A 17,732-nucleotide genomic window follows, 5' to 3' on the forward strand; every position below is an offset into this window, starting at 1 on the left:
TTTGTCAACAACAGCGGTGCAATATGCAAGTTTTGATTATGCGTCACGGAGAGGCGGCGCTCGAGGCAGCCAGCGATGCGGTAAGGCCCCTTACCCTGTGTGGCCGCGACGAGTCCCGTCAGATGGCGGCCTGGTTGAACACCAAGTCTGTGGATATTGAACGCGTGCTGGTCAGCCCCTATCTGCGGGCCGAACAGACGCTGGCGACGGTGCGTGAAGCCTTGACGCTGCCGGAGGGCGAAGAGGTGCTGCCCGAGCTGACGCCGGGCGGCAACGCCGAACAGGTCGGCAGCTATCTTCAGGCGCTGGCGATGCAAGGGGTGAGCTCGGTGCTGATCGTGTCGCACCTGCCGCTGGTGGGGTATCTGGTGGCTGAACTGTGCCCGGGCGAGTGCCCGCCGATGTTCGCGACCTCGGCGATTGCCAACGTCGATCTGCCGGCCGACGGCAGCTACGGCAAGTTTGAATGGCAGGTCAGCCCGTCGCAGGTGATGGCCAAAGTGTGAACCGCGGATGCGGTGCGGAATAAACTCAGGGCGATGTCTGACATCGCCCTGAGTCGTTTTTGCAGGAACTACTCGGCCAGTTCCACCAACAGCAGGATGGCGGCGTTGCCGCCCCATTCCTTCGGCGCCTGGTGGAACGCCAGCACGTCGGGATGCTGCGCCAGCCACAGCGGCGTTTGCTGTTTGAGGATGTGCTTGCCGTGCCCGTGCATCACGCAGGCGCAGTGCACGTGCTCGCGTTTGCAGGCGGCGATCAGCGCCCCCAGCTCCTGCTTGGCCTGCAGCTGGGTCAGGCCGTGCAAATCAAGAAACAGTTCCGGCGAATAATCGCCGCGTCGCAGCTTCTTCAGCTCATACGGGCTGCTGCCGGGGCGCACGTAGCGCGTCGGGCCTTCCTCTTCCAACTGCGGCTGGTATTCATCTGAAAAATAATAGCTGGCATCGACCTGCTCCTGCAGCAATCGCTGCGGCGCAATCTGTTTGACCTTGGGCTTCGGCGGGCGGTGGACGATGGTGTCCTGGCGTAGCTTTTTCGCGCCCGCCACCGACTCTCTGAAGAGCTGTTGTTCGTCTTTGCTCAGAGGGGGCTTGTTCTTCATGCTTCATTCACCGGAAATCGTTTATTTCGCTAGTTTACCTTGTGAATGAGCGCTGTCGACGCAAAACTCGGGCCAGAGTGAAAAGCGCGAGGGGCAAGCGTGATTTGTCGCGGGCTTCATGGCAAACTATGCGGCTAAATCATGAAACACAGCGCCTGCCGGAGGGCAAATTGGACAAAATTTTCGTCGACGAAGCAGTGAACGAACTGCACACCATTCAAGATATGCTGCGCTGGACGGTAAGCCGCTTCAACGCCGCCAATATCTATTATGGTCACGGAACCGATAATCCGTGGGACGAAGCGGTGCAATTGGTGCTGCCAAGCCTGTTCCTGCCGTTGGACATTCCGGAGGACATGCACACCGCCCGTCTGACTTCCAGCGAGCGCCATCGCATCGTTGAGCGCGTGATTCGCCGCGTCAACGAACGCATCCCGGTCGCTTACCTGACCAACAAGGCCTGGTTCTGCGGCATGGAATTCTACGTCGACGAGCGCGTGCTGGTGCCGCGTTCGCCGATCGGCGAGCTGATCAACGATCGTTTCAGCGCGCTGATCCCGCACCCGCCGCGCCATATCCTCGACATGTGCACCGGCAGCGGCTGCATCGCCATCGCCTGCGGCTACGCTTTCCCGGAAGCGGAAGTGGACGCGGTGGACATCTCCAGCGAAGTGCTGGCGGTAACCGAGCGCAATATTCAGGCGCACGGCGTCGAACATCAGGTGATCCCGATCCGTTCCGATCTGTTCCGCGACGTTCCCGCGATCCAGTACGATCTGATCGTCACCAACCCGCCGTACGTCGATGCGGAAGACATGTCGGATCTGCCGCAGGAGTTCCGCTTTGAGCCGGAACTGGGTCTGGCGGCGGGCAGCGATGGCCTGAAGCTGGTGCGCCGCATCCTGGCCTGCGCGCCGGACTACCTGACCGACGACGGCGTGCTGATTTGTGAAGTGGGCAACAGCATGGTACATCTGATGGAACAATATCCGGACATTCCGTTCACCTGGCTGGAGTTCGAAAACGGCGGCGACGGCGTGTTCATGCTGACCAAACAGCAGTTGGTGGATTGCAAGGAACACTTCAGCCTCTATCGCAGCTAAGCCGCATTTCCAAGGCCCGTATGGCGGGCCTCATAACGATAAAAGACTAACGGTAAGGAGCCGTGATGGCAGGAAACAGTATTGGGCAGATTTTCCGCGTCACCACCTTCGGTGAATCTCACGGGGTGGCGCTGGGTTGTATCGTCGACGGCGTGCCGCCAGGCATCCCGCTTACCGAAGCCGATTTGCAACACGATCTGGACCGCCGTCGTCCGGGCACCTCGCGTTACACCACCCAGCGTCGCGAACCGGATCAGGTGCGTATTCTCTCCGGCGTATTCGAAGGCGTGACCACCGGCACCAGCATCGGTCTGATCATTGAAAACACCGATCAGCGTTCGCAAGACTACAGCGCCATCAAAGACGTGTTCCGTCCGGGGCATGCCGACTACACCTACGAACAGAAATACGGTCTGCGCGACTATCGCGGCGGCGGCCGCTCTTCGGCGCGTGAAACCGCCATGCGCGTCGCGGCGGGCGCTATCGCCAAGAAATACCTGCAGCAGAAGTTCGGCGTGCAGGTGCGCGGCTATCTGGCGCAGATCGGCGACGTGACCTGTGAGCTGAAAGACTGGGATCAGGTCGAGCAGAACCCGTTCTTCTGCCCGGATCCGGACAAGCTGGAAGCGCTGGACGAACTGATGCGCGCGCTGAAAAAAGAGGGCGACTCCATCGGCGCCAAGGTCAGCGTGATCGCTGAAAACGTGCCGGTTGGCCTGGGTGAGCCGGTGTTTGACCGCCTCGACGCCGATCTGGCGCACGCGCTGATGAGCATCAACGCGGTGAAAGGCGTGGAGATCGGCGACGGGTTCGCCGTGGTGACCAAACGCGGCAGCGAAAACCGCGATGAAATCACCCCGGAAGGCTTCCAGAGCAACCATGCCGGCGGCATTCTCGGCGGCATCAGCAGCGGCCAACCGGTGATCGCGCATCTGGCGCTGAAACCGACCTCCAGCATCATGGTGCCGGGGCGCACCATCAATCGCCAGGGCGAAGCGGTGGAAATGGTGACCCGCGGTCGCCACGATCCGTGCGTGGGCATCCGCGCCGTGCCGATCGCCGAAGCGATGATGGCGATCGTGTTGATGGATCACCTGCTGCGCCAGCGTGCGCAAAACGGTGATGTGGTTTCCGACGTGCCGCGCTGGTAATCGCCATGAAAAACTGGATGTTGGGCCTACTGGCCCTGACGGCCTCCGCTTCCGCCATGGCGCTGACGCCGTGGCAGAAAATCGACCATCCGGTGGCCGGCGCGCCGCAGGCGGTGGGCGGTTTCGCCAACGGTTGCGTCATCGGCGCGCAGCCGCTGCCGCTGAACTCACCGAACTACCAGGTGATGCGTACCGACCAGCGCCGCTATTTCGGCCACCCGGATCTGCTGGCGTTCATTCAGCGTCTCAGCAGCCAGGCGAATCAGAAAGCGCTGGGCACGGTGCTGATCGGCGACATGGCGATGCCGGCCGGCGGGCGCTTCAGCAGCGGCCACGCCAGCCACCAGTCGGGGCTCGATGTCGACATCTGGCTGCAGTTGCCGCGCCAACGCTGGAGCGCGCAGCAATTGCTGAAGCCGCAGCCGATCGACCTGGTGTCGGGCGACGGCAAGCAGGTGGTGGCGCGCCAATGGCAACCGCAAATTGAGTCGCTGATTAAGCTGGCGGCACAGGATGCGGAGGTGACGCGCATCTTCGTCAATCCGGCGATCAAGCAGCGCCTGTGCCTGGATGCCGGCGCCGATCGGGCCTGGTTGCACAAGGTGCGGCCGTGGTTCGGCCACCGTGCGCACATGCACGTGCGTCTGCGTTGTCCGGCCGGCAGCCTGGAGTGCCAGGAGCAGGATACGCCGCCGCCGGGCGACGGCTGCGGCGCCGAACTGGCGAGCTGGTTCGTACCGCATCAGCCGAACGCGAAGCCGGGCAAACCCGTGCCGCCGCCGTTACCGCCGACCTGTCAGGCATTGCTGGATCACCATTTCTCAGCGGAATAACACATGGACTGGTTCGTCATTGGCCCCGAGATGCTCGGGGTGTTGTTTGCGGTAGCGCTGCTGGCGGGGTTTATCGACTCCATCGCCGGCGGCGGCGGGTTGCTGACGGTGCCGGCCCTGCTGGCGGTGGGGGTTCCTCCGGCGCAGGCGCTGGCGACCAATAAGTTGCAGTCGGTCGGCGGCTCCTTCTCCGCCAGTCTGTACTTCATTCGTCGGCGAGCGGTGAATCTCAACGACCAGAAGCTGACGATTTTTCTGACGCTGATCGGCTCGATCGCCGGCGCCATTTTGGTGCAGCATATGCGCGCCGATTTGCTGCGGCAGATGTTGCCGCTGCTGGTGATCGGCATCGGTCTCTATTTCTTGTTGATGCCGCGACTGGGGGAGGAAGATCGTCAACGCCGCCTTGGCGCCTTGCCGTTCGGGCTGGTGGCCGGTGGTTGCGTCGGGTTTTACGACGGCTTTTTCGGCCCCGGCGCCGGTTCATTCTACGCGTTGGCCTACGTGACGTTGTGCGGTTTCAACCTTGCCAAGTCCACGGCGCACGCCAAAGTGCTGAACTTTACCTCCAACGTCGGCGGGTTGGCGCTGTTCATCATCGGCGGCAAGGTGGTGTGGAGCATCGGTCTGGTGATGTTGGTGGGGCAGGTGCTGGGGGCGCGTCTGGGCGCGCACATGGTGCTGACCCGCGGCCAGAAATTGATTCGGCCGATGATCGTGATCGTTTCGCTGGTGATGAGCCTCAAGCTGCTGTACGACAATCACGGCGCGGAAATTCAGCAGTGGTTGACCGCCTTGATGCACGGTTAAAGATGAAAAGGGGGCGCTGCTTACGCGCCCTGTCTTATCGGGTATAATGGCCTCTTTATTTTTGTGGTTATAGAGTTTTTATGTCAGACACGCAGACCCGTCATCGCTATGAACAGCTGATCGAGATCTTCAATCGCTGCTTCAGCGATGACTACAATACTCGCCTGGTGAAGGGCGACGACGAACCCATTTACCTGCCGGCCGACGATGAACTGCCGTATCACCGCATCGTGTTCGCCCACGGTTTCTACGCCAGCGGCCTGCACGAAATCTCGCACTGGTGCATCGCCGGTGAAGCGCGCCGTCAATTGGTGGACTTCGGTTATTGGTATTGCCCGGACGGGCGCGACGCGCAGACCCAGAGCGAATTCGAAGCCGTGGAGATAAAACCGCAGGCGCTGGAATGGATGTTCTGTGTGGCGGCCGGTTTCCCGTTTAACGTCAGCTGCGACAACCTGAATGGCGACTGCGAGCCGGATCGCATTGCGTTCCAACGCAAGGTGCGCGACCGGGTATTGACGCTGCTGGAGCAGGGAATACCCACAAGGCCTGCGCGCTTTATTCAGGCGCTGCAATCGTTCTACAATACGCCACCGTTGGCGGCCGAGCATTTTCCGTATCCGGAAGATCTCAACTGACGCCACAGTCCGTTATTTAATGAGGAAATTTGATGATCGCAGAATTTGAAGCGCGCATTTTGGCGCTGATTGATGACATGGTAGAGCACGCCAGCGATGATGAACTGTTTGCCGGTGGCTACCTGCGCGGTCATCTGACGCTGGCGGTGGCCGAAGCGGAAGAGCAGGGCGAACACACCGCTGAAGCGCTGAAAGCGCGGGTGGAGGAGAGCCTGCACAAGGCGATCGCCGCCGGTGAACTTTCGCCGCCGGATCAGATCCTGGTGCGCGGCATGTGGGAAAACCTCTATCAGGCTGCCACCCCTGCCGCCTGACCGCCATGCCGGGGCGCGATCGCCGCGCCCCTCCGGGTTGATTAAACCGCACGTCCCTTCAGTAATTTCCGCACCCACATCCGATTCGGATTCAACGCCGCCAGCAGGCGCGCATCGCCCGGCAACGGCTCGCCGAACAGCTGCGCCGCCAAAATTTCCGCCGCCAGCGGCGCCGAGCTCAACCCGCGCGAGCCTAATCCGCCGATAGCGAACAGGCCGGGATAGACCGGCGCATCGGCGACGGTTTCGCCGCGCTGATTTTGCCGCTGCAAATCCTGATACTGCGTCAGCGTGGCCTGATAGTCCGGCAGCGCGCCGACCATCGGCAGATGATCGCGGGTGGCGCTGCGCACGCCGCAGCGCGCCTGGCGTGCGCTGACGTCCACCTGCTGCGGCCAGGCCTGCTCCGGCAGGCAGCGCAGCAGGCGCTCGCGGTTTTCCTGTTGCTCCTGCTCGCGGTAGTCGGTGGCGATGTCGCCGCGCTGATAGCTGGCGCCAATGCAGTGCTGGCCGTTGTTGGCATTAATCGGCGTCAGGTAGCCGTCGTAGCACAAGACTTGCTTCAGTTGACCGAGGGCCGGCGAGGTCGGGATATGCGACACCTGCCCGCGTACCGAATACAGCGGCAGGGCTTCTGTCGGCGCCAGCTCGGCCAACCGATGGCCGTTGGCCAGGATCACCGTCGCATGGCGCCGGCTGTCGCCGTTGGCGAAATCGATGCGCCAGCCGTTTTCTTCCTGCGTCAGCATCTTTGCATCGTGCCGATAGCGGCAGACCAAGCCCTGGCGCTGCGCCAGCGCGATAGCGCCGCGCGTCAGCTCGGCCGGGCACAGCCAGCCGCCTAGCGGGTAGGTGATGCCGCCAAAGCCGGTATCGACGCCGCAGCGTTCGCTGAGCGTCTCGCGGTCGGCCGCCATCGCCAAGGCCTGCGGCCAGTCGGTTTTCAGCATATTGGCGATCTTGGCGCTGCTCTTTTCGTCATAGGCCAACTGACTGACGCCGCACCACTGGTGATCGAAGGCGACGCCTTGTTGCAACAGGGCGTCGTATTGGCGGCGGGCGAAGGGAAACGCGGCGCTGAAGAAACTCTCCAGCGCGTCGCCGCTGCCGTTCAGCAAAGGATAAATCGCGCCCTGGCGGTTGCCGGATGCGCCTTCGGCCGCCTGTTCATCGGCGCAGTACAGCGTGACGGTGGCGCCGCGCCGCAGCAAGGCCAGCGCAGTGAGCGCGCTGGCGACGCCGCCGCCGATCAGGGCGATGTCGGCGGTGTTGTCCGCCGCCGGGCGTCGATACCAGGGCGTTGGGTGTGCGGCGGGCTGCGCATCGGCCGGGAGCTCGCCGGCGAGCATTTCACGTTTTTGGCCGAAGCCTTTGCAGCGGTTGACCTGAAAACCGGCCTGTTGCAAGCCGCGGCGCACGAAGCCGGCGGCGGTAAAGGTGGCGAAGCTGCCTCCCGGCCGGGCGAAACGCGCCATGGCGGCGAACAGTTGATCGGTCCACATGTCGGGATTTTTTGCCGGCGCGAAGCCGTCGAGGAACCAGGCATCCACCTGGTTATTCATGCTGGCGTCAAACTGCGGCAGCAGATCGTTGACGTCGCCGAACCACAGATCGAGCGTAATGCGGCCTTCGGCTAACAGCAGGCGATGGCAACCCGGCAACGGCAGCGGCCATTGGGCGCGCAGTTCGTCGGCGTAAGGCGCCAGCTCCGGCCAGCGCGCATGCGCCGCCGCCAGGTCAGCCTGCTGCAGGGGAAATTTTTCGAAGCTGACAAAGTGCAGGCGCTGCAGCGTTGCGTCCGGCTCGGCCTGGCGAAAGCCGGCGAAGGCCTGCCATAGCGTGAGGAAATTGAGCCCGGTGCCAAACCCGGTTTCCGCCACGACAAACAGCGAGCGCGGGTGGACGGCGAAACGCTGCGGCAGCCGATTGCCGTGCAGGAAGACATAACGGGTTTCTTCCAGCCCATCCTGATTGGAAAAATAGACGTCATCAAACTGTTTCGAAACAGGTGTACCCTGTTCGTTCCAGGTTAGCGTTGCGGTTTGGATGGGGGCGTGGTTCACGGTCAATGGCTCGAAATTCAAGGGATGCCGCGAATTCTAACGGCGCTGGCGCCCTGGCGCAAACTGGACAACAATAAAGCTGAAAAACGCTGATCGGACTTGTTCGGCTTACATCTGTACGCTAAAGTGCGATGCAAAATCCCGTAGGTAAATAGTGGAAGAGGTATTGAATGAAACGTGCAGTGATTACTGGCCTGGGAGTTGTCTCCAGCATTGGTAATAACCAGCAGGAGGTCCTGGCGAGCCTGCAGGAAGGACGTTCTGGGATCACTTTCTCCCAGGAACTGAAAGATTCCGGCATGCGTAGTCACGTATGGGGGCAAGTTAAGCTCGACACGACCGGCCTGATCGACCGCAAGGCGGTGCGTTTCATGAGCGATGCTTCCATTTATGCCTTCCTGGCGATGCAAGAAGCGATCGCGTCTTCCGGTTTGAAGGAAGAAGAGTATCAAAACAACCCGCGCGTAGGCCTGATCGCCGGTTCCGGCGGCGGTTCTCCGCGTTTCCAGGTGTTCGGCGCCGATGCGATGCGCAGCCCGCGCGGCTTGAAAGCGGTTGGCCCGTACGTGGTCACCAAAGCCATGGCTTCCGGCGTTTCCGCCTGCCTGGCGACGCCATTCAAAATCCACGGCGTGAACTACTCCATCAGCTCCGCTTGCGCGACCTCCGCACACTGCATCGGCAACGCGGTTGAGCAAATCCAGCTGGGCAAACAGGACATCGTGTTCGCCGGCGGCGGCGAAGAGCTGTGCTGGGAAATGGCCTGCGAGTTCGATGCGATGGGCGCGCTGTCCACCAAGTACAACGACACGCCGGAAAAAGCCTCACGCACCTACGACGCCGATCGTGACGGTTTCGTCATCGCCGGCGGCGGCGGCATGGTGGTGGTTGAAGAACTGGAGCACGCGCTGGCGCGCGGCGCGCACATCTACGCAGAAATCGTCGGCTACGGCGCAACGTCTGACGGCGCCGACATGGTTGCACCTTCGGGCGAAGGCGCAGTGCGCTGCATGAAGATGGCGATGCAGGATCTGGACGCGCCGATCGACTACATCAACGTGCACGGCACCTCCACACCGGTGGGCGACGTGAAAGAACTGGGCGCCATTCGCGAAGTGTTCGGCGACAATACCCCGGCTATCTCCTCCACCAAGGCGATGACCGGTCACTCGCTGGGCGCCGCGGGCGTGCAGGAAGCGATCTACAGCCTGTTGATGCTGGAGCACGGCTTTATCGCACCGAGCATCAACATCGAAACGCTGGATGAGCAGGCGGCTGGCATGAACATCGTGACTCAGCCGACTCAGCGCGAGCTGACCACCGTGATGTCCAACAGCTTCGGCTTCGGCGGCACCAACGCCACCCTGGTGATGCGCAAACTGGCGAAATAATCCCGCCTGAGCCTCACCTCGCCATCAAGCCCGCGTTTTCGCGGGCTTTTTATTGCTCAAAGCCCACTTGCCGGGCGCTCGGAGTTTTCCCAAATCACATCCCCTGACACATCATTACCTCGCCATTACACGCGTTGGGCATACAATAGCCTGGTAGCGTGATTATCGCTCGGCGTAGCTTTATAAAGTGATCGAACATTGAGGCAAGAAGTATGAAAAAGTTAATTGCGGTTGGGTTACTGTCGGCCGTGTTGGCCGGATGCGCCACCGATTCTCCCTGCGTGCCGGTCTACGATGACCAGGGGCGTCTGGTGCATACCAACACCTGCATGAAGGGCACTACTCAGGATAACTGGGAAACCGCGGGCGCGATCGCCGGCGGCGCGGCGGCGGTTGCCGGTCTGACCCTCGGCATCATCGCGCTGACCAAGTGATCGGCGCGGAACAGGACTAAGCCCGGCCATGGCGTGCCGGGCTTTTTTTATCTCACTGCGCCAAAAACGCTTTGAACTGCGGCGTCATCACGGCGCTGAAACCGTCGTCGGTTTTACTGATCAGGTAGACCGCCAGCCCTTTCTCTTCCGCGAGCTGCAACGCTTTCTCCGTGCCCAGCACTATCAGACCGGTATCCCAGCCGTCGGCCTCGAGCGCGGTCGGGGCGATCACCGTGGCGGAAACCAGCCGGTGGTTGATCGGCCTGCCGGTGGTCGGATCGATGACATGGGAGTAGCGCTGGCCGTTTTGTTCAAAGTAGTTGCGGTAGCTGCCGGCGGTGCTGATGCCGTAACCGTGCAGATCAACCAGCGCCTGCACCGCATTTTCACGATCGGTCGGCTTTTGGATCGCCACCCGCCAGGGTTTGCCCTGGCCGTTGACGCCGCGCGAAGAGACCGCGCCACCGACCGATACCAGGTAGTTGGTAATGCCGTTGCGGTTCATCAGGCGCACCAACTCATCCGCGCCATAGCCTTCGCCCAGCGTTGAGAGATCGACATACATATCCGGCAGATCTTTTTGCAGCCACTCCCCGCGGTTGTCGCTGATCAGCTTCAGGTGCTGCAGGCCGGTGCGCTGCTTCGCCGCGTCGATCTGCGCCTGTTCCGGCACCTTGACCGGATGTTTGTCTGGGCCGAATCCCCACAGGTTCACCAGCGGGCCGACGGTGATATCCATGGCGCCGCCGGTATCGCGGCCGATGCGTTGAGCCATCAACACGATGTCCGCCATGCCGCGTGGGATCGGCTGCGCCCCGAGGCTGGCGCTGCGGTTAAACCGCGACAGCACCGAATCGGCGCGGTAGGTAGAGATATCGTCGTTGGCCCGTTCGAGCACCGTGTCGATCTGCCGCTGCAGCTCTTGTTTGCCGATCGCGACGTCACCGCTGACCTTAACGCTGTAGAAGGTGCCCATGGTCTTGCCGTCGATATCGATTTGCGGGCGGGAGGAGGAGGCATTGTCGCAGGCGGCGAGCAGGGCGCATAAGGCGCTCAGCAACGCCCCTTTGGCGAACAGGGAAGCCATAACATGTCCTTTGAAAACGAGAAAGCCGCTACAAATAAAGTAAAGCGCGGCAAATGAAAAGCGGATAAAGGTAAAATAGCATTTTGCTGGCGCTGAAGCCGCGTCTGAGCTAACGTCTGCCCATTCTTTTCGGTGAGGTTCACGCAGCCACCATGAGTTCAACCGCCATTTCTCGGCTTATCCACCCCTTTATCAAAGATCGCTTCTTGCATGCATTGCTGCTGGCCGGCGTGGCGATGTTCGCTTTTCATCCGCAACCGCTGACAGCGCTGGGTGGTTTTATCGACGGCCGTACCCTCATCACCCTGTTGGGGCTGATGCTGCTGACCAAAGGCGTGGAGGTCAGCGGTTACTTCGATTTTGTCGGCCGCAAGATTATCAACCGCTTGCTCAGCGAACGGCGGCTGGCGCTGTTCCTGGTGTTTTCCGCCGCGCTGCTGTCGTCGTTTCTTACCAACGATGTGGCGCTGTTTATCGTCATTCCGCTCACCATCACGCTGAAAAAGCTGTCGGCGCTGCCGGTTGGCCGCTTGATCATCTTCCAGGCGCTGGCGGTGAACGCCGGTTCGTTGCTGACGCCGATCGGCAACCCGCAAAATATCCTGCTGTGGAGCCGCTCCGGCCTCTCTTTCCTCGGTTTCATCGGCCAGATGGCGCCGTTTGGCGCCGCAATGATGTTGAGCTTGCTGGCGCTGACCTGGTTAAGCTTCCCGGCGCGCGACATTGTGAAAGCGCCGAATACCGAGGGGTATCCCTACCAGCGGCCGCTGTTGCTGAGCTGCGTAGGGCTGTATGCGGTTTTCCTGCTGAGTCTCGATTTCGATCTGCCGTTGTATGGGCTGTTGGCGGTGTTCGCCGGTTTCTTGCTGCTGGCGCGCCGGGTGCTGTTGCAGATCGATTGGAGCCTGATTTTCGTGTTCGCCGCCATGTTCATCGATGTCGGCCTGTTTACCCGTTTGCCGCCGCTTCAGCCGGCGTTCGCCGCCATCGCCGGGCTGAGCGAGGGCGGCGTGTATGCGTTGGGCGTTGGGCTGTCGCAGATCGTCAGCAACGTGCCGGCCACCATACTGTTGCTCAACTATGTGCCTTCCAGCGCTCAGCTGGCCTATGCGGTCAACGCCGGCGGCTTCGGGTTGGCGATCGGATCGCTCGCCAACCTGATTGCGCTGCGGATGGCGGGGGAGCGCATGATCTGGTTGCGCTTCCACTATTATTCGCTGCCGCTGTTGGTATGGGCCGCGTTGCTCGGTTGGGTGATGAGCTAAGCCGCTTGGCCGCTTTGCCGCGCGGCCAGCAGGCAAATGCTGCGGGTCACCTGATAGGATTTCACGAAGGCGCTGACGGGTAAAAACTCGAAGCGCGAGTGGAAGTTATGCGCGCCGGTGAAGTAATTGGGCGTCAGGATGCCGCGGCTGGAGAGCGCCGCGCCGTCGGTGCCGCCGCGCATCGGGATCACCTTCGGCGGGATGCCGTGGGCGGCGAGGGCGCCGAAGATCAGATCGATAGCGCGCCGGTCCTCGCCGATGGCGTTGCTGATGTTGCTGTAGATGTCGCTGACGCTGCAGCTGACGTTGGCGCGCGGATAGTTGGCCGCCACCTGGCGCACCGTCTCCTCAAGGCGGGCCTTGCGCGTCTCGAACGCCGCGCGATCGAAGTCGCGAATCGACACCTTCAGCGTCGCCTGATTGGCGTTGGCGGCCAGATCGGTGAACCAGAAATAACCCTCGCGCCCCTCGGTGTGCTCCGGGGTATCCTGCACGTCGAATCGGTTTATGATGTCGTTGGCGATGCGTATTGGGTTGATTAACACGTTTTTCGCCGACATCGGGTGGGCGGTCACTCCCTCGATGCGGATCTCCGCCGCCGCCGCGTTGAAATTCTCGTATACCACTTCACCCAGTTCGCAGCAGTCGATGGTGTAGGCGAAATCGACGGGGAAGCGCTGCAGATCCAGCGCCTTGGCGCCGCGCAGGCCGATTTCTTCGTCCGGCACGAACGCCACCACGATATCGCCGTGGCGATCGGCCGCGGTCAGGTTGGCCAGCAGCGTCATCACCACGGTGACCGCCGCCTTATTGTCGGCGCCCAGCACGCTGGTGCCGTCGCTGAACAGGATCTCTTCGTTCCGGTAGGGCAGGATCTCCGGATGCTCGGCGACCCGCAGCCAGATGTCTTGCTCGGCGTTCAGACATAAATCTTCGCCGGTGAAGCGCAGGTGCTGCGGGCGAATCTCGGGCGAGAGGCCAACGTCCACGGTGTCGATATGCGTGATGAAGCCGATGCGCGGCGCGCCGGGTTGGGTGCCGGGCTTGCGCGCGGTCACGGTGGCGTGCTCGTCGATTTGCACGTCGGCCAGGCCGAGCCGGCGCAGCTCGTCCGCCAACAGTTGCGCCATCTCATGCTGCCCCGGCGTGCTGGGCAGGGTGGCTGCGGCGGCGTTACTCTGGCTGGTCACCGCCAGATAGCGGAAGAAACGTTCGGTAAGCTGTTCGGCAATCGGGCTGGTCATCGGAACTCCTCGCGGTTGGCAATCTACCGGTTTTAAAACGAAATCAGCCGTTTGTCCAACGGTGCAATGCGTAAACCGCCAGAATGCGAAGTATCGCGCAGAAACGAAAAATAGCGGTGCAACTAGGAAATAGTCGCAGGTTTCTGCGGCAAAATCGGTGTTAGCTGTGGGCCGGGATGCGCCCACATAACACTTATCTGTCCCTCAAGGAGAATTCATGCACACGGGTCACGCTCTGCTTATCACCTTACTGTCCCTGGGTATCTCTCACAGCGCCTGGTCGTCTGCCGATACCGGGCACGCCAACAGCAACGCCAACAGCCGCGAGGTGGCCAGCGCGTTGGGCGGCCTGAAGAACAAAACCTACGAACTGGAACAGGCGCCGAAGATCCGCGTCGCCAGCTTCAATATCGCCGCCGGCAAGGTCAGCGATATGACCGCCATCGCCAAGGCGATTCGCGCGATGAACGTCGACGTGGTGGCGCTGCAGGAGGTGGATAAACTCACCGCCCGCAGCGGGCGGGTCGATCAGGCGGCGGAACTGGCGAAGCTTACCGGCATGCAGGCGGTGTTCGGCCGGGCGATCGATTTCGACGGCGGTGAATACGGCCTGGCGTTTCTCTCGAAGTATCCGCTGCACGATGCCGTGATCTATCCGTTGCCGTCCGGCCAGCGCGAGCAGCGCATCGCCTTCAGCGCCAAGGTCGATGTGCCGGAGTTCCCGACGCCGATCACCCTGTTCAACACCCACCTCGATACCAAGGAAGATCCGACGATGCGTCTGGATCAGGTACGGGAGCTGAACGATCGCACCATCGAAGTGCGCGGCATCAAACTGCTGTTCGGCGACATGAACGACGTGCCGGGCAGCGTCACCTGGCTGGAGCTGAGCCGCTATTGGAACGATATCATGCCCAACGGGCAGGACGGCCGCAGCTGGCCGGCGGAAAACGCCGAAATCAAGGTGGATTACATCTTTAGCGGCAATGCGCAGCGTTGGCATCTGGACAGCCTGACGGTGCCGAACGCCAGCGGCGATTGGAACGGCGTGCACTGGCCGGCGGTGAGCGATCACCTGCCGCTGGTGGCGGAGATGCGCCTGACCGAGCAATAAGCCGGCCGGCGTCTCTCCGGGGCAGGGCTAAGCCGCGGCGATCCGCGCTAGCCGCTCGACGGCGCTGCGGATCTCGCCCGGCGTCAGGGCCGAAAAGCCCAGCAGCCATCCGTCGCGCTGGGCCTGAACCGTTTGGTATTGCGCAGTTAACCCGGGCGTAAGGACGCCGAGCCGCCGCGCCTGCCGGCTGAGCGCCGCCTCCTGGCCGGGCGGCAGCCAGACGCTGAGCTGCAGGCCGCCGGCGGCGGGAGCGGGTGTGGCGAAGTGGCCGAGTTTTTCGCGCACTGCCGCCAGCAACACATCGCGCCGGCTATGGTAGAGTTGGCGCATGTAGCGGATATGCGCGGCGAAGTGCCCCTGGCGGATGAATTCGGCGGTGACCGCCTGCATCAGCTGCGCGCTGTGGCCGTCATACACCGTGCGCGCGGTGACGAACGCTTCAACCAGCGTGGGCGGTACGATCAGGTACGCCAACCGCAACGAAGGGAACAGCGATTTGGAGAAGGTGCCGAGGTACAGTACCCGGCCACGGCGATCCAGGCCCTGCATCGCCGGTATCGGCAGGCCGTCGTAATGAAACTCGCTGTCGTAATCGTCCTCAATGATCCAGGCCTGCTGCCTTTCCGCCAGCGTCAGCAATGCCAATCGGCGCGCCAGGCTGAGCGCTGCGCCGGTTGGGTATTGGTGCGAGGGCGTCAGATAAATCAAACGCGGCTCGGGCAAGGGGGGCTCAGCGTGCAGGCCGTCGCCGTCTACCGCCACCGGCGTCAGGGCGGCGCCGGCGCTGATAAAGGCGTTTCTCGCCCCGGCGTAACCCGGTTCTTCCATCCAGACGCTGTCGCCGCTGTCCAGCAGCAACGTGGCGATCAGCTGCAGCGCCTGCTGCGAACTGGTCAGCACGATAACCTGGTTTGCGTCGCAGATTACGCCGCGCGTTTGGTTGACGTGGGCGGCAATCGCTTCACGCAGCGGCAAATAGCCCTGCGGGTCGCCGTAGCGCAGCAGGCTTTCCCCCTGTAGCCGCAGGCGCTGCGCGGTCAGCTGCTTCCACAAGGCCAGCGGAAACGCGCGCAGATCCGGCGAGCCGGCGGCAAACGCCTGTGGCTGCTGCGGATCGCGGCAGCCGCCGGTTTGCACGATCTGTTGGCCGCGCTGCGAAAGGCGCGGCAAGCCGGAGCCGGCTGCCGGCGGCGGTGATTTGGCGATGGTAATCGCCACAAAGGTGCCCTGGCCGACGCGGCGCTGCAAATATCCTTCCGCCTCCAACTGGCCGTAGGCTGCTTCGACGGTCACCCTTGAGAGGCTCAGATCCCCAGCCAGCACTCGGCTGGAGGGCAGGCGTTGCCCAATGCTCAATGCGCCGTGGTGGATGGCTTGCCGCAATGCCGCGCACAAACGATCGCGCAGTGTGCCGACGGCCTGGGGCGATTGCTGAAACAGCGTGATCAGCGTGTGCCGCATAATGGGTCTTATCATCTGTGGATAATGGGTATCAATCATAAGACCAAAATGGGGCACTATTGTCATCTGTCTTGATGCACGGGAGTAAGTGATATGTCGAAAGAATCATTGGTGCTGGCTTTTCCGCCGGCGGCGCCGGAAGAGAGTTTGGCCTACCTGGCGGCCAAACTGAGCCGCTATGCGGATGCCTGGGATGTGGCGGAAGATCTGCGCAAAGGCGTGGACGGGATAGTGGTGATCGATACCCGCGCGGAGGCGCTGTACGCCGCCGGGCATATTCCCGGCGCGTTCAGCTTGCCGCATCGCCTGATGGATGAAGCCGGCACGGCGCATCTGGATCGTCAAAAGGTGTATGTGACCTACTGCGACGGCATTGGCTGCAACGGATCCACCAAAGGCGCTTACAAGCTGGCGAAACTGGGATTCAGGGTGAAGGAGCTGATCGGCGGGCTGGACTTCTGGCTGCGCGATGGCCATCCATTGGCCATCGGAGAACAGCCGGGATCGCTGCGCGATCGGGCGGCTGCTGAGGACTGCGGCTGCGCCTGAGGCGTTAAAACACCAGCGCCAGCACGACCGCCAACGCCAACAGCAACAGGATCAGCGCCACGGCCGGCTTGCTGAGCGCTTTCTGCAGCGGCAGAGGCAGAGCGGCGATCAGCGGGTTGAGCAGCGGCTGCGGTTCGACAGGGTGGCTGGCGATCGGCTGCGCCTGGCCGGCTTTATCCAGACGGCGGGCAAACAGCTGATGAATGGCGTCGCTCATTTGCGGGTGCGTCAGCGGTGCATTGGCGCCGCAGTTGAAGCGCGCCTGGCAATAGTCGTTCATCTGCTGCAGTTCTTGCTCATCCGCCGGCTGTTTTAGCGCCGCCAGCAGGTTGTTCAGCGTCGGCGCGTTCTGCGGGCTGAGCGCCACCTTCACCTGTAAAAACTGGTTCAGCAGCTGGAAGTGGCGCGCCGGCAGCGGATCGTTGGTTTTCACGCCCGCCAGATCGAACAGCGTTTGCCAGATTTTAGCCGGCGCTTCGCCGGTCGCGGCGCTGAGTTTGGTGATCTGCTGCTGCAGGCTTTGATGCTCTGCGGGCAGCAGCGGGCGATCGCTGGTGGCGGTTTGCTGCGGCTGGGGAATGGTCAGGCCGCCGGTCTGCAACAGATTCAGCACCTGCTGCAATTGCGGTGGGCTCAGCTGGCTCAACACCGTATGGCCGAACTGCTGGCGAATAAAGTCGCTGACCGCCTGGCGGTTATTGCCCTGCGGCAGCAATTCGGCCAGCTGTTGCAGCAGTTGGCGCCCGGCATGGTTTTGTTGCGCCTGCGTCAGGCGCGTTTGCAGCAGCTGTTCCGCCGGTTGAAAATGGCGCGCCAGCAGTTCGCCGCCTTTGTCGGCGCCGAGATCGTGACGCAGAGACGCCCAGATCTCCGCCGATTTGGCCGGGCTGAGCGTCATGATTTTCACGATCAGTTTTTCCAGCGTCGTGCGCTGCGCCGGAGAGAGGGGTTGATCGTCAGTGGCCGCCGTTTTGCCCGGGGAGGGGGGGCGTTCGCCGGCGATTGGGGTGCCCGGCCCACTCAAAGGTTGCATATCACCAGTCCTTCGCTGTGTATCCCCGCAGTGTGCCTGGAGGAGAGAATCGTCATCGTACCCGGCGAAAAGCGCAGGCTTACCGTCTATGATACCTGTAAATCGCCGCCATCAATACCGCCGCTCAGACATTTCTT

General features: G+C 62.1%; 18 protein-coding genes. 12 read left to right on the plus strand and 6 right to left on the minus strand.

What is annotated here, in order from left to right; genetic code table 11:
• The first annotated feature begins 23 nt into the window (after positions 1-23).
• Positions 24-506 carry a phosphohistidine phosphatase SixA gene (gene sixA / locus CRO23_RS06665; protein WP_004936230.1) on the plus strand — a complete coding sequence of 161 codons (483 nt, stop codon included), beginning with the start codon at positions 24-26 and terminating at the stop codon, positions 504-506.
• 68 nt (positions 507-574) lie between these two features.
• Here the strand turns inward: sixA and smrB are convergent, their stop codons facing one another.
• The gene (smrB, locus tag CRO23_RS06670) at positions 575-1,105 is read right to left on the minus strand and encodes an endonuclease SmrB (RefSeq protein ID WP_004936226.1); all 531 of its coding nucleotides are present in this window, start codon (positions 1,103-1,105) and stop codon (positions 575-577) included.
• Positions 1,106-1,275: 170 nt separating this feature from the next.
• Here smrB and prmB point away from each other — a divergent pair, with 170 nt between their 5' ends.
• The 6 genes from prmB (at position 1,276) to CRO23_RS06700 (ending at position 5,954) form a co-directional block, all read left to right on the plus strand.
• Entirely contained in the window at positions 1,276-2,208 is a 933-nt protein-coding gene (gene prmB / locus CRO23_RS06675; protein ID WP_028127753.1) for a 50S ribosomal protein L3 N(5)-glutamine methyltransferase, read from the plus strand.
• Positions 2,209-2,273: 65 nt separating this feature from the next.
• Positions 2,274-3,359: a chorismate synthase gene (gene aroC / locus CRO23_RS06680; protein ID WP_004936219.1), complete on the plus strand. Its 1,086-nt coding sequence runs from the start codon at positions 2,274-2,276 to the stop codon at positions 3,357-3,359.
• 5 nt (positions 3,360-3,364) lie between these two features.
• Positions 3,365-4,192: a penicillin-insensitive murein endopeptidase gene (gene mepA / locus CRO23_RS06685; RefSeq protein WP_033639752.1), complete on the plus strand. Its 828-nt coding sequence runs from the start codon at positions 3,365-3,367 to the stop codon at positions 4,190-4,192.
• A gap of 3 nt (positions 4,193-4,195) precedes the next feature.
• Positions 4,196-5,002 carry a sulfite exporter TauE/SafE family protein gene (locus CRO23_RS06690; RefSeq protein ID WP_016926853.1) on the plus strand — a complete coding sequence of 269 codons (807 nt, stop codon included), beginning with the start codon at positions 4,196-4,198 and terminating at the stop codon, positions 5,000-5,002.
• An 80-nt stretch (positions 5,003-5,082) separates the two neighbouring features.
• Positions 5,083-5,640, plus strand: coding sequence for an elongation factor P hydroxylase (locus CRO23_RS06695; RefSeq protein WP_016926854.1), 558 nt, complete (start codon positions 5,083-5,085; stop codon positions 5,638-5,640).
• A gap of 32 nt (positions 5,641-5,672) precedes the next feature.
• A complete protein-coding gene (locus CRO23_RS06700) occupies positions 5,673-5,954 on the plus strand; it encodes a YfcL family protein (protein WP_016926855.1) in 282 nt (93 codons plus the stop codon).
• A 41-nt stretch (positions 5,955-5,995) separates the two neighbouring features.
• Here CRO23_RS06700 and mnmC read toward each other — a convergent pair whose 3' ends face one another.
• Positions 5,996-8,017, minus strand: a complete 2,022-nt coding sequence (gene mnmC, locus CRO23_RS06705; protein ID WP_097103074.1) for a bifunctional tRNA (5-methylaminomethyl-2-thiouridine)(34)-methyltransferase MnmD/FAD-dependent 5-carboxymethylaminomethyl-2-thiouridine(34) oxidoreductase MnmC — start codon at positions 8,015-8,017, stop codon at positions 5,996-5,998.
• A 170-nt stretch (positions 8,018-8,187) separates the two neighbouring features.
• On the opposite strand from mnmC, the gene fabB reads away from it, so the two are divergent.
• Complete coding sequence (gene fabB / locus CRO23_RS06710) at positions 8,188-9,408, plus strand: beta-ketoacyl-ACP synthase I (protein ID WP_016926857.1); 1,221 nt, start codon at positions 8,188-8,190, stop codon at positions 9,406-9,408.
• A gap of 212 nt (positions 9,409-9,620) precedes the next feature.
• On the plus strand, positions 9,621-9,842 hold the full coding sequence (locus CRO23_RS06715) for a hypothetical protein (RefSeq protein WP_004936201.1): 222 nt from the start codon (positions 9,621-9,623) through the stop codon (positions 9,840-9,842).
• A 52-nt stretch (positions 9,843-9,894) separates the two neighbouring features.
• Here the strand turns inward: CRO23_RS06715 and apbE are convergent, their stop codons facing one another.
• A complete protein-coding gene (apbE, locus tag CRO23_RS06720; RefSeq protein ID WP_097101599.1) occupies positions 9,895-10,929 on the minus strand; it encodes an FAD:protein FMN transferase ApbE in 1,035 nt (344 codons plus the stop codon).
• Positions 10,930-11,081: 152 nt separating this feature from the next.
• On the opposite strand from apbE, the gene CRO23_RS06725 reads away from it, so the two are divergent.
• The gene (locus tag CRO23_RS06725; RefSeq protein ID WP_016926859.1) at positions 11,082-12,194 is read left to right on the plus strand and encodes an SLC13 family permease; all 1,113 of its coding nucleotides are present in this window, start codon (positions 11,082-11,084) and stop codon (positions 12,192-12,194) included.
• Here the strand turns inward: CRO23_RS06725 and pepT are convergent.
• On the minus strand, positions 12,191-13,438 hold the full coding sequence (gene pepT, locus CRO23_RS06730) for a peptidase T (RefSeq protein ID WP_097101601.1): 1,248 nt from the start codon (positions 13,436-13,438) through the stop codon (positions 12,191-12,193). The genes CRO23_RS06725 and pepT overlap by 4 nt on opposite strands.
• Positions 13,439-13,655: 217 nt before the next feature.
• Here pepT and CRO23_RS06735 point away from each other — a divergent pair, with 217 nt between their 5' ends.
• Complete coding sequence (locus tag CRO23_RS06735) at positions 13,656-14,552, plus strand: endonuclease/exonuclease/phosphatase family protein (RefSeq protein ID WP_016926861.1); 897 nt, start codon at positions 13,656-13,658, stop codon at positions 14,550-14,552.
• 27 nt (positions 14,553-14,579) lie between these two features.
• Here CRO23_RS06735 and pdxR read toward each other — a convergent pair whose 3' ends face one another.
• A complete protein-coding gene (gene pdxR, locus CRO23_RS06740) occupies positions 14,580-16,013 on the minus strand; it encodes a MocR-like pyridoxine biosynthesis transcription factor PdxR (protein WP_176519316.1) in 1,434 nt (477 codons plus the stop codon).
• Positions 16,014-16,106: 93 nt separating this feature from the next.
• Between pdxR and CRO23_RS06745 the strand changes: the two genes are divergently transcribed.
• On the plus strand, positions 16,107-16,562 hold the full coding sequence (locus tag CRO23_RS06745) for a rhodanese-like domain-containing protein (protein WP_079450307.1): 456 nt from the start codon (positions 16,107-16,109) through the stop codon (positions 16,560-16,562).
• 4 nt (positions 16,563-16,566) lie between these two features.
• On the opposite strand, the gene flk is transcribed toward CRO23_RS06745, so the two are convergent.
• Entirely contained in the window at positions 16,567-17,595 is a 1,029-nt protein-coding gene (gene flk, locus CRO23_RS06750; RefSeq protein ID WP_049300076.1) for a flagella biosynthesis regulator Flk, read from the minus strand.
• Positions 17,596-17,732: the final 137 nt, after the last annotated feature.

This window comes from Serratia sp. JKS296 (assembly GCF_900215445.1).
In the GTDB taxonomy this organism is placed as follows: Bacteria; Pseudomonadota; Gammaproteobacteria; order Enterobacterales; family Enterobacteriaceae; genus Serratia; species Serratia marcescens.

Coding starts and splice junctions, on each gene's coding strand:
- CRO23_RS06725 (WP_016926859.1), top strand. CDS start 11,082: ATGAGTTCAACCGCCATTTCTCGGCTTATCCACCCCTTTATCAAAGAT.
- CRO23_RS06715 (WP_004936201.1), top strand. CDS start 9,621: ATGAAAAAGTTAATTGCGGTTGGGTTACTGTCGGCCGTGTTGGCCGGA.
- aroC (WP_004936219.1), top strand. CDS start 2,274: ATGGCAGGAAACAGTATTGGGCAGATTTTCCGCGTCACCACCTTCGGT.
- CRO23_RS06700 (WP_016926855.1), top strand. CDS start 5,673: ATGATCGCAGAATTTGAAGCGCGCATTTTGGCGCTGATTGATGACATG.
- sixA (WP_004936230.1), top strand. CDS start 24: ATGCAAGTTTTGATTATGCGTCACGGAGAGGCGGCGCTCGAGGCAGCC.
- CRO23_RS06745 (WP_079450307.1), top strand. CDS start 16,107: ATGTCGAAAGAATCATTGGTGCTGGCTTTTCCGCCGGCGGCGCCGGAA.
- CRO23_RS06690 (WP_016926853.1), top strand. CDS start 4,196: ATGGACTGGTTCGTCATTGGCCCCGAGATGCTCGGGGTGTTGTTTGCG.
- smrB (WP_004936226.1), bottom strand. CDS start 1,105: ATGAAGAACAAGCCCCCTCTGAGCAAAGACGAACAACAGCTCTTCAGA.
- fabB (WP_016926857.1), top strand. CDS start 8,188: ATGAAACGTGCAGTGATTACTGGCCTGGGAGTTGTCTCCAGCATTGGT.
- CRO23_RS06695 (WP_016926854.1), top strand. CDS start 5,083: ATGTCAGACACGCAGACCCGTCATCGCTATGAACAGCTGATCGAGATC.
- apbE (WP_097101599.1), bottom strand. CDS start 10,929: ATGGCTTCCCTGTTCGCCAAAGGGGCGTTGCTGAGCGCCTTATGCGCC.
- pdxR (WP_176519316.1), bottom strand. CDS start 16,013: ATGCGGCACACGCTGATCACGCTGTTTCAGCAATCGCCCCAGGCCGTC.
- flk (WP_049300076.1), bottom strand. CDS start 17,595: ATGCAACCTTTGAGTGGGCCGGGCACCCCAATCGCCGGCGAACGCCCC.
- CRO23_RS06735 (WP_016926861.1), top strand. CDS start 13,656: ATGCACACGGGTCACGCTCTGCTTATCACCTTACTGTCCCTGGGTATC.
- mepA (WP_033639752.1), top strand. CDS start 3,365: ATGAAAAACTGGATGTTGGGCCTACTGGCCCTGACGGCCTCCGCTTCC.
- pepT (WP_097101601.1), bottom strand. CDS start 13,438: ATGACCAGCCCGATTGCCGAACAGCTTACCGAACGTTTCTTCCGCTAT.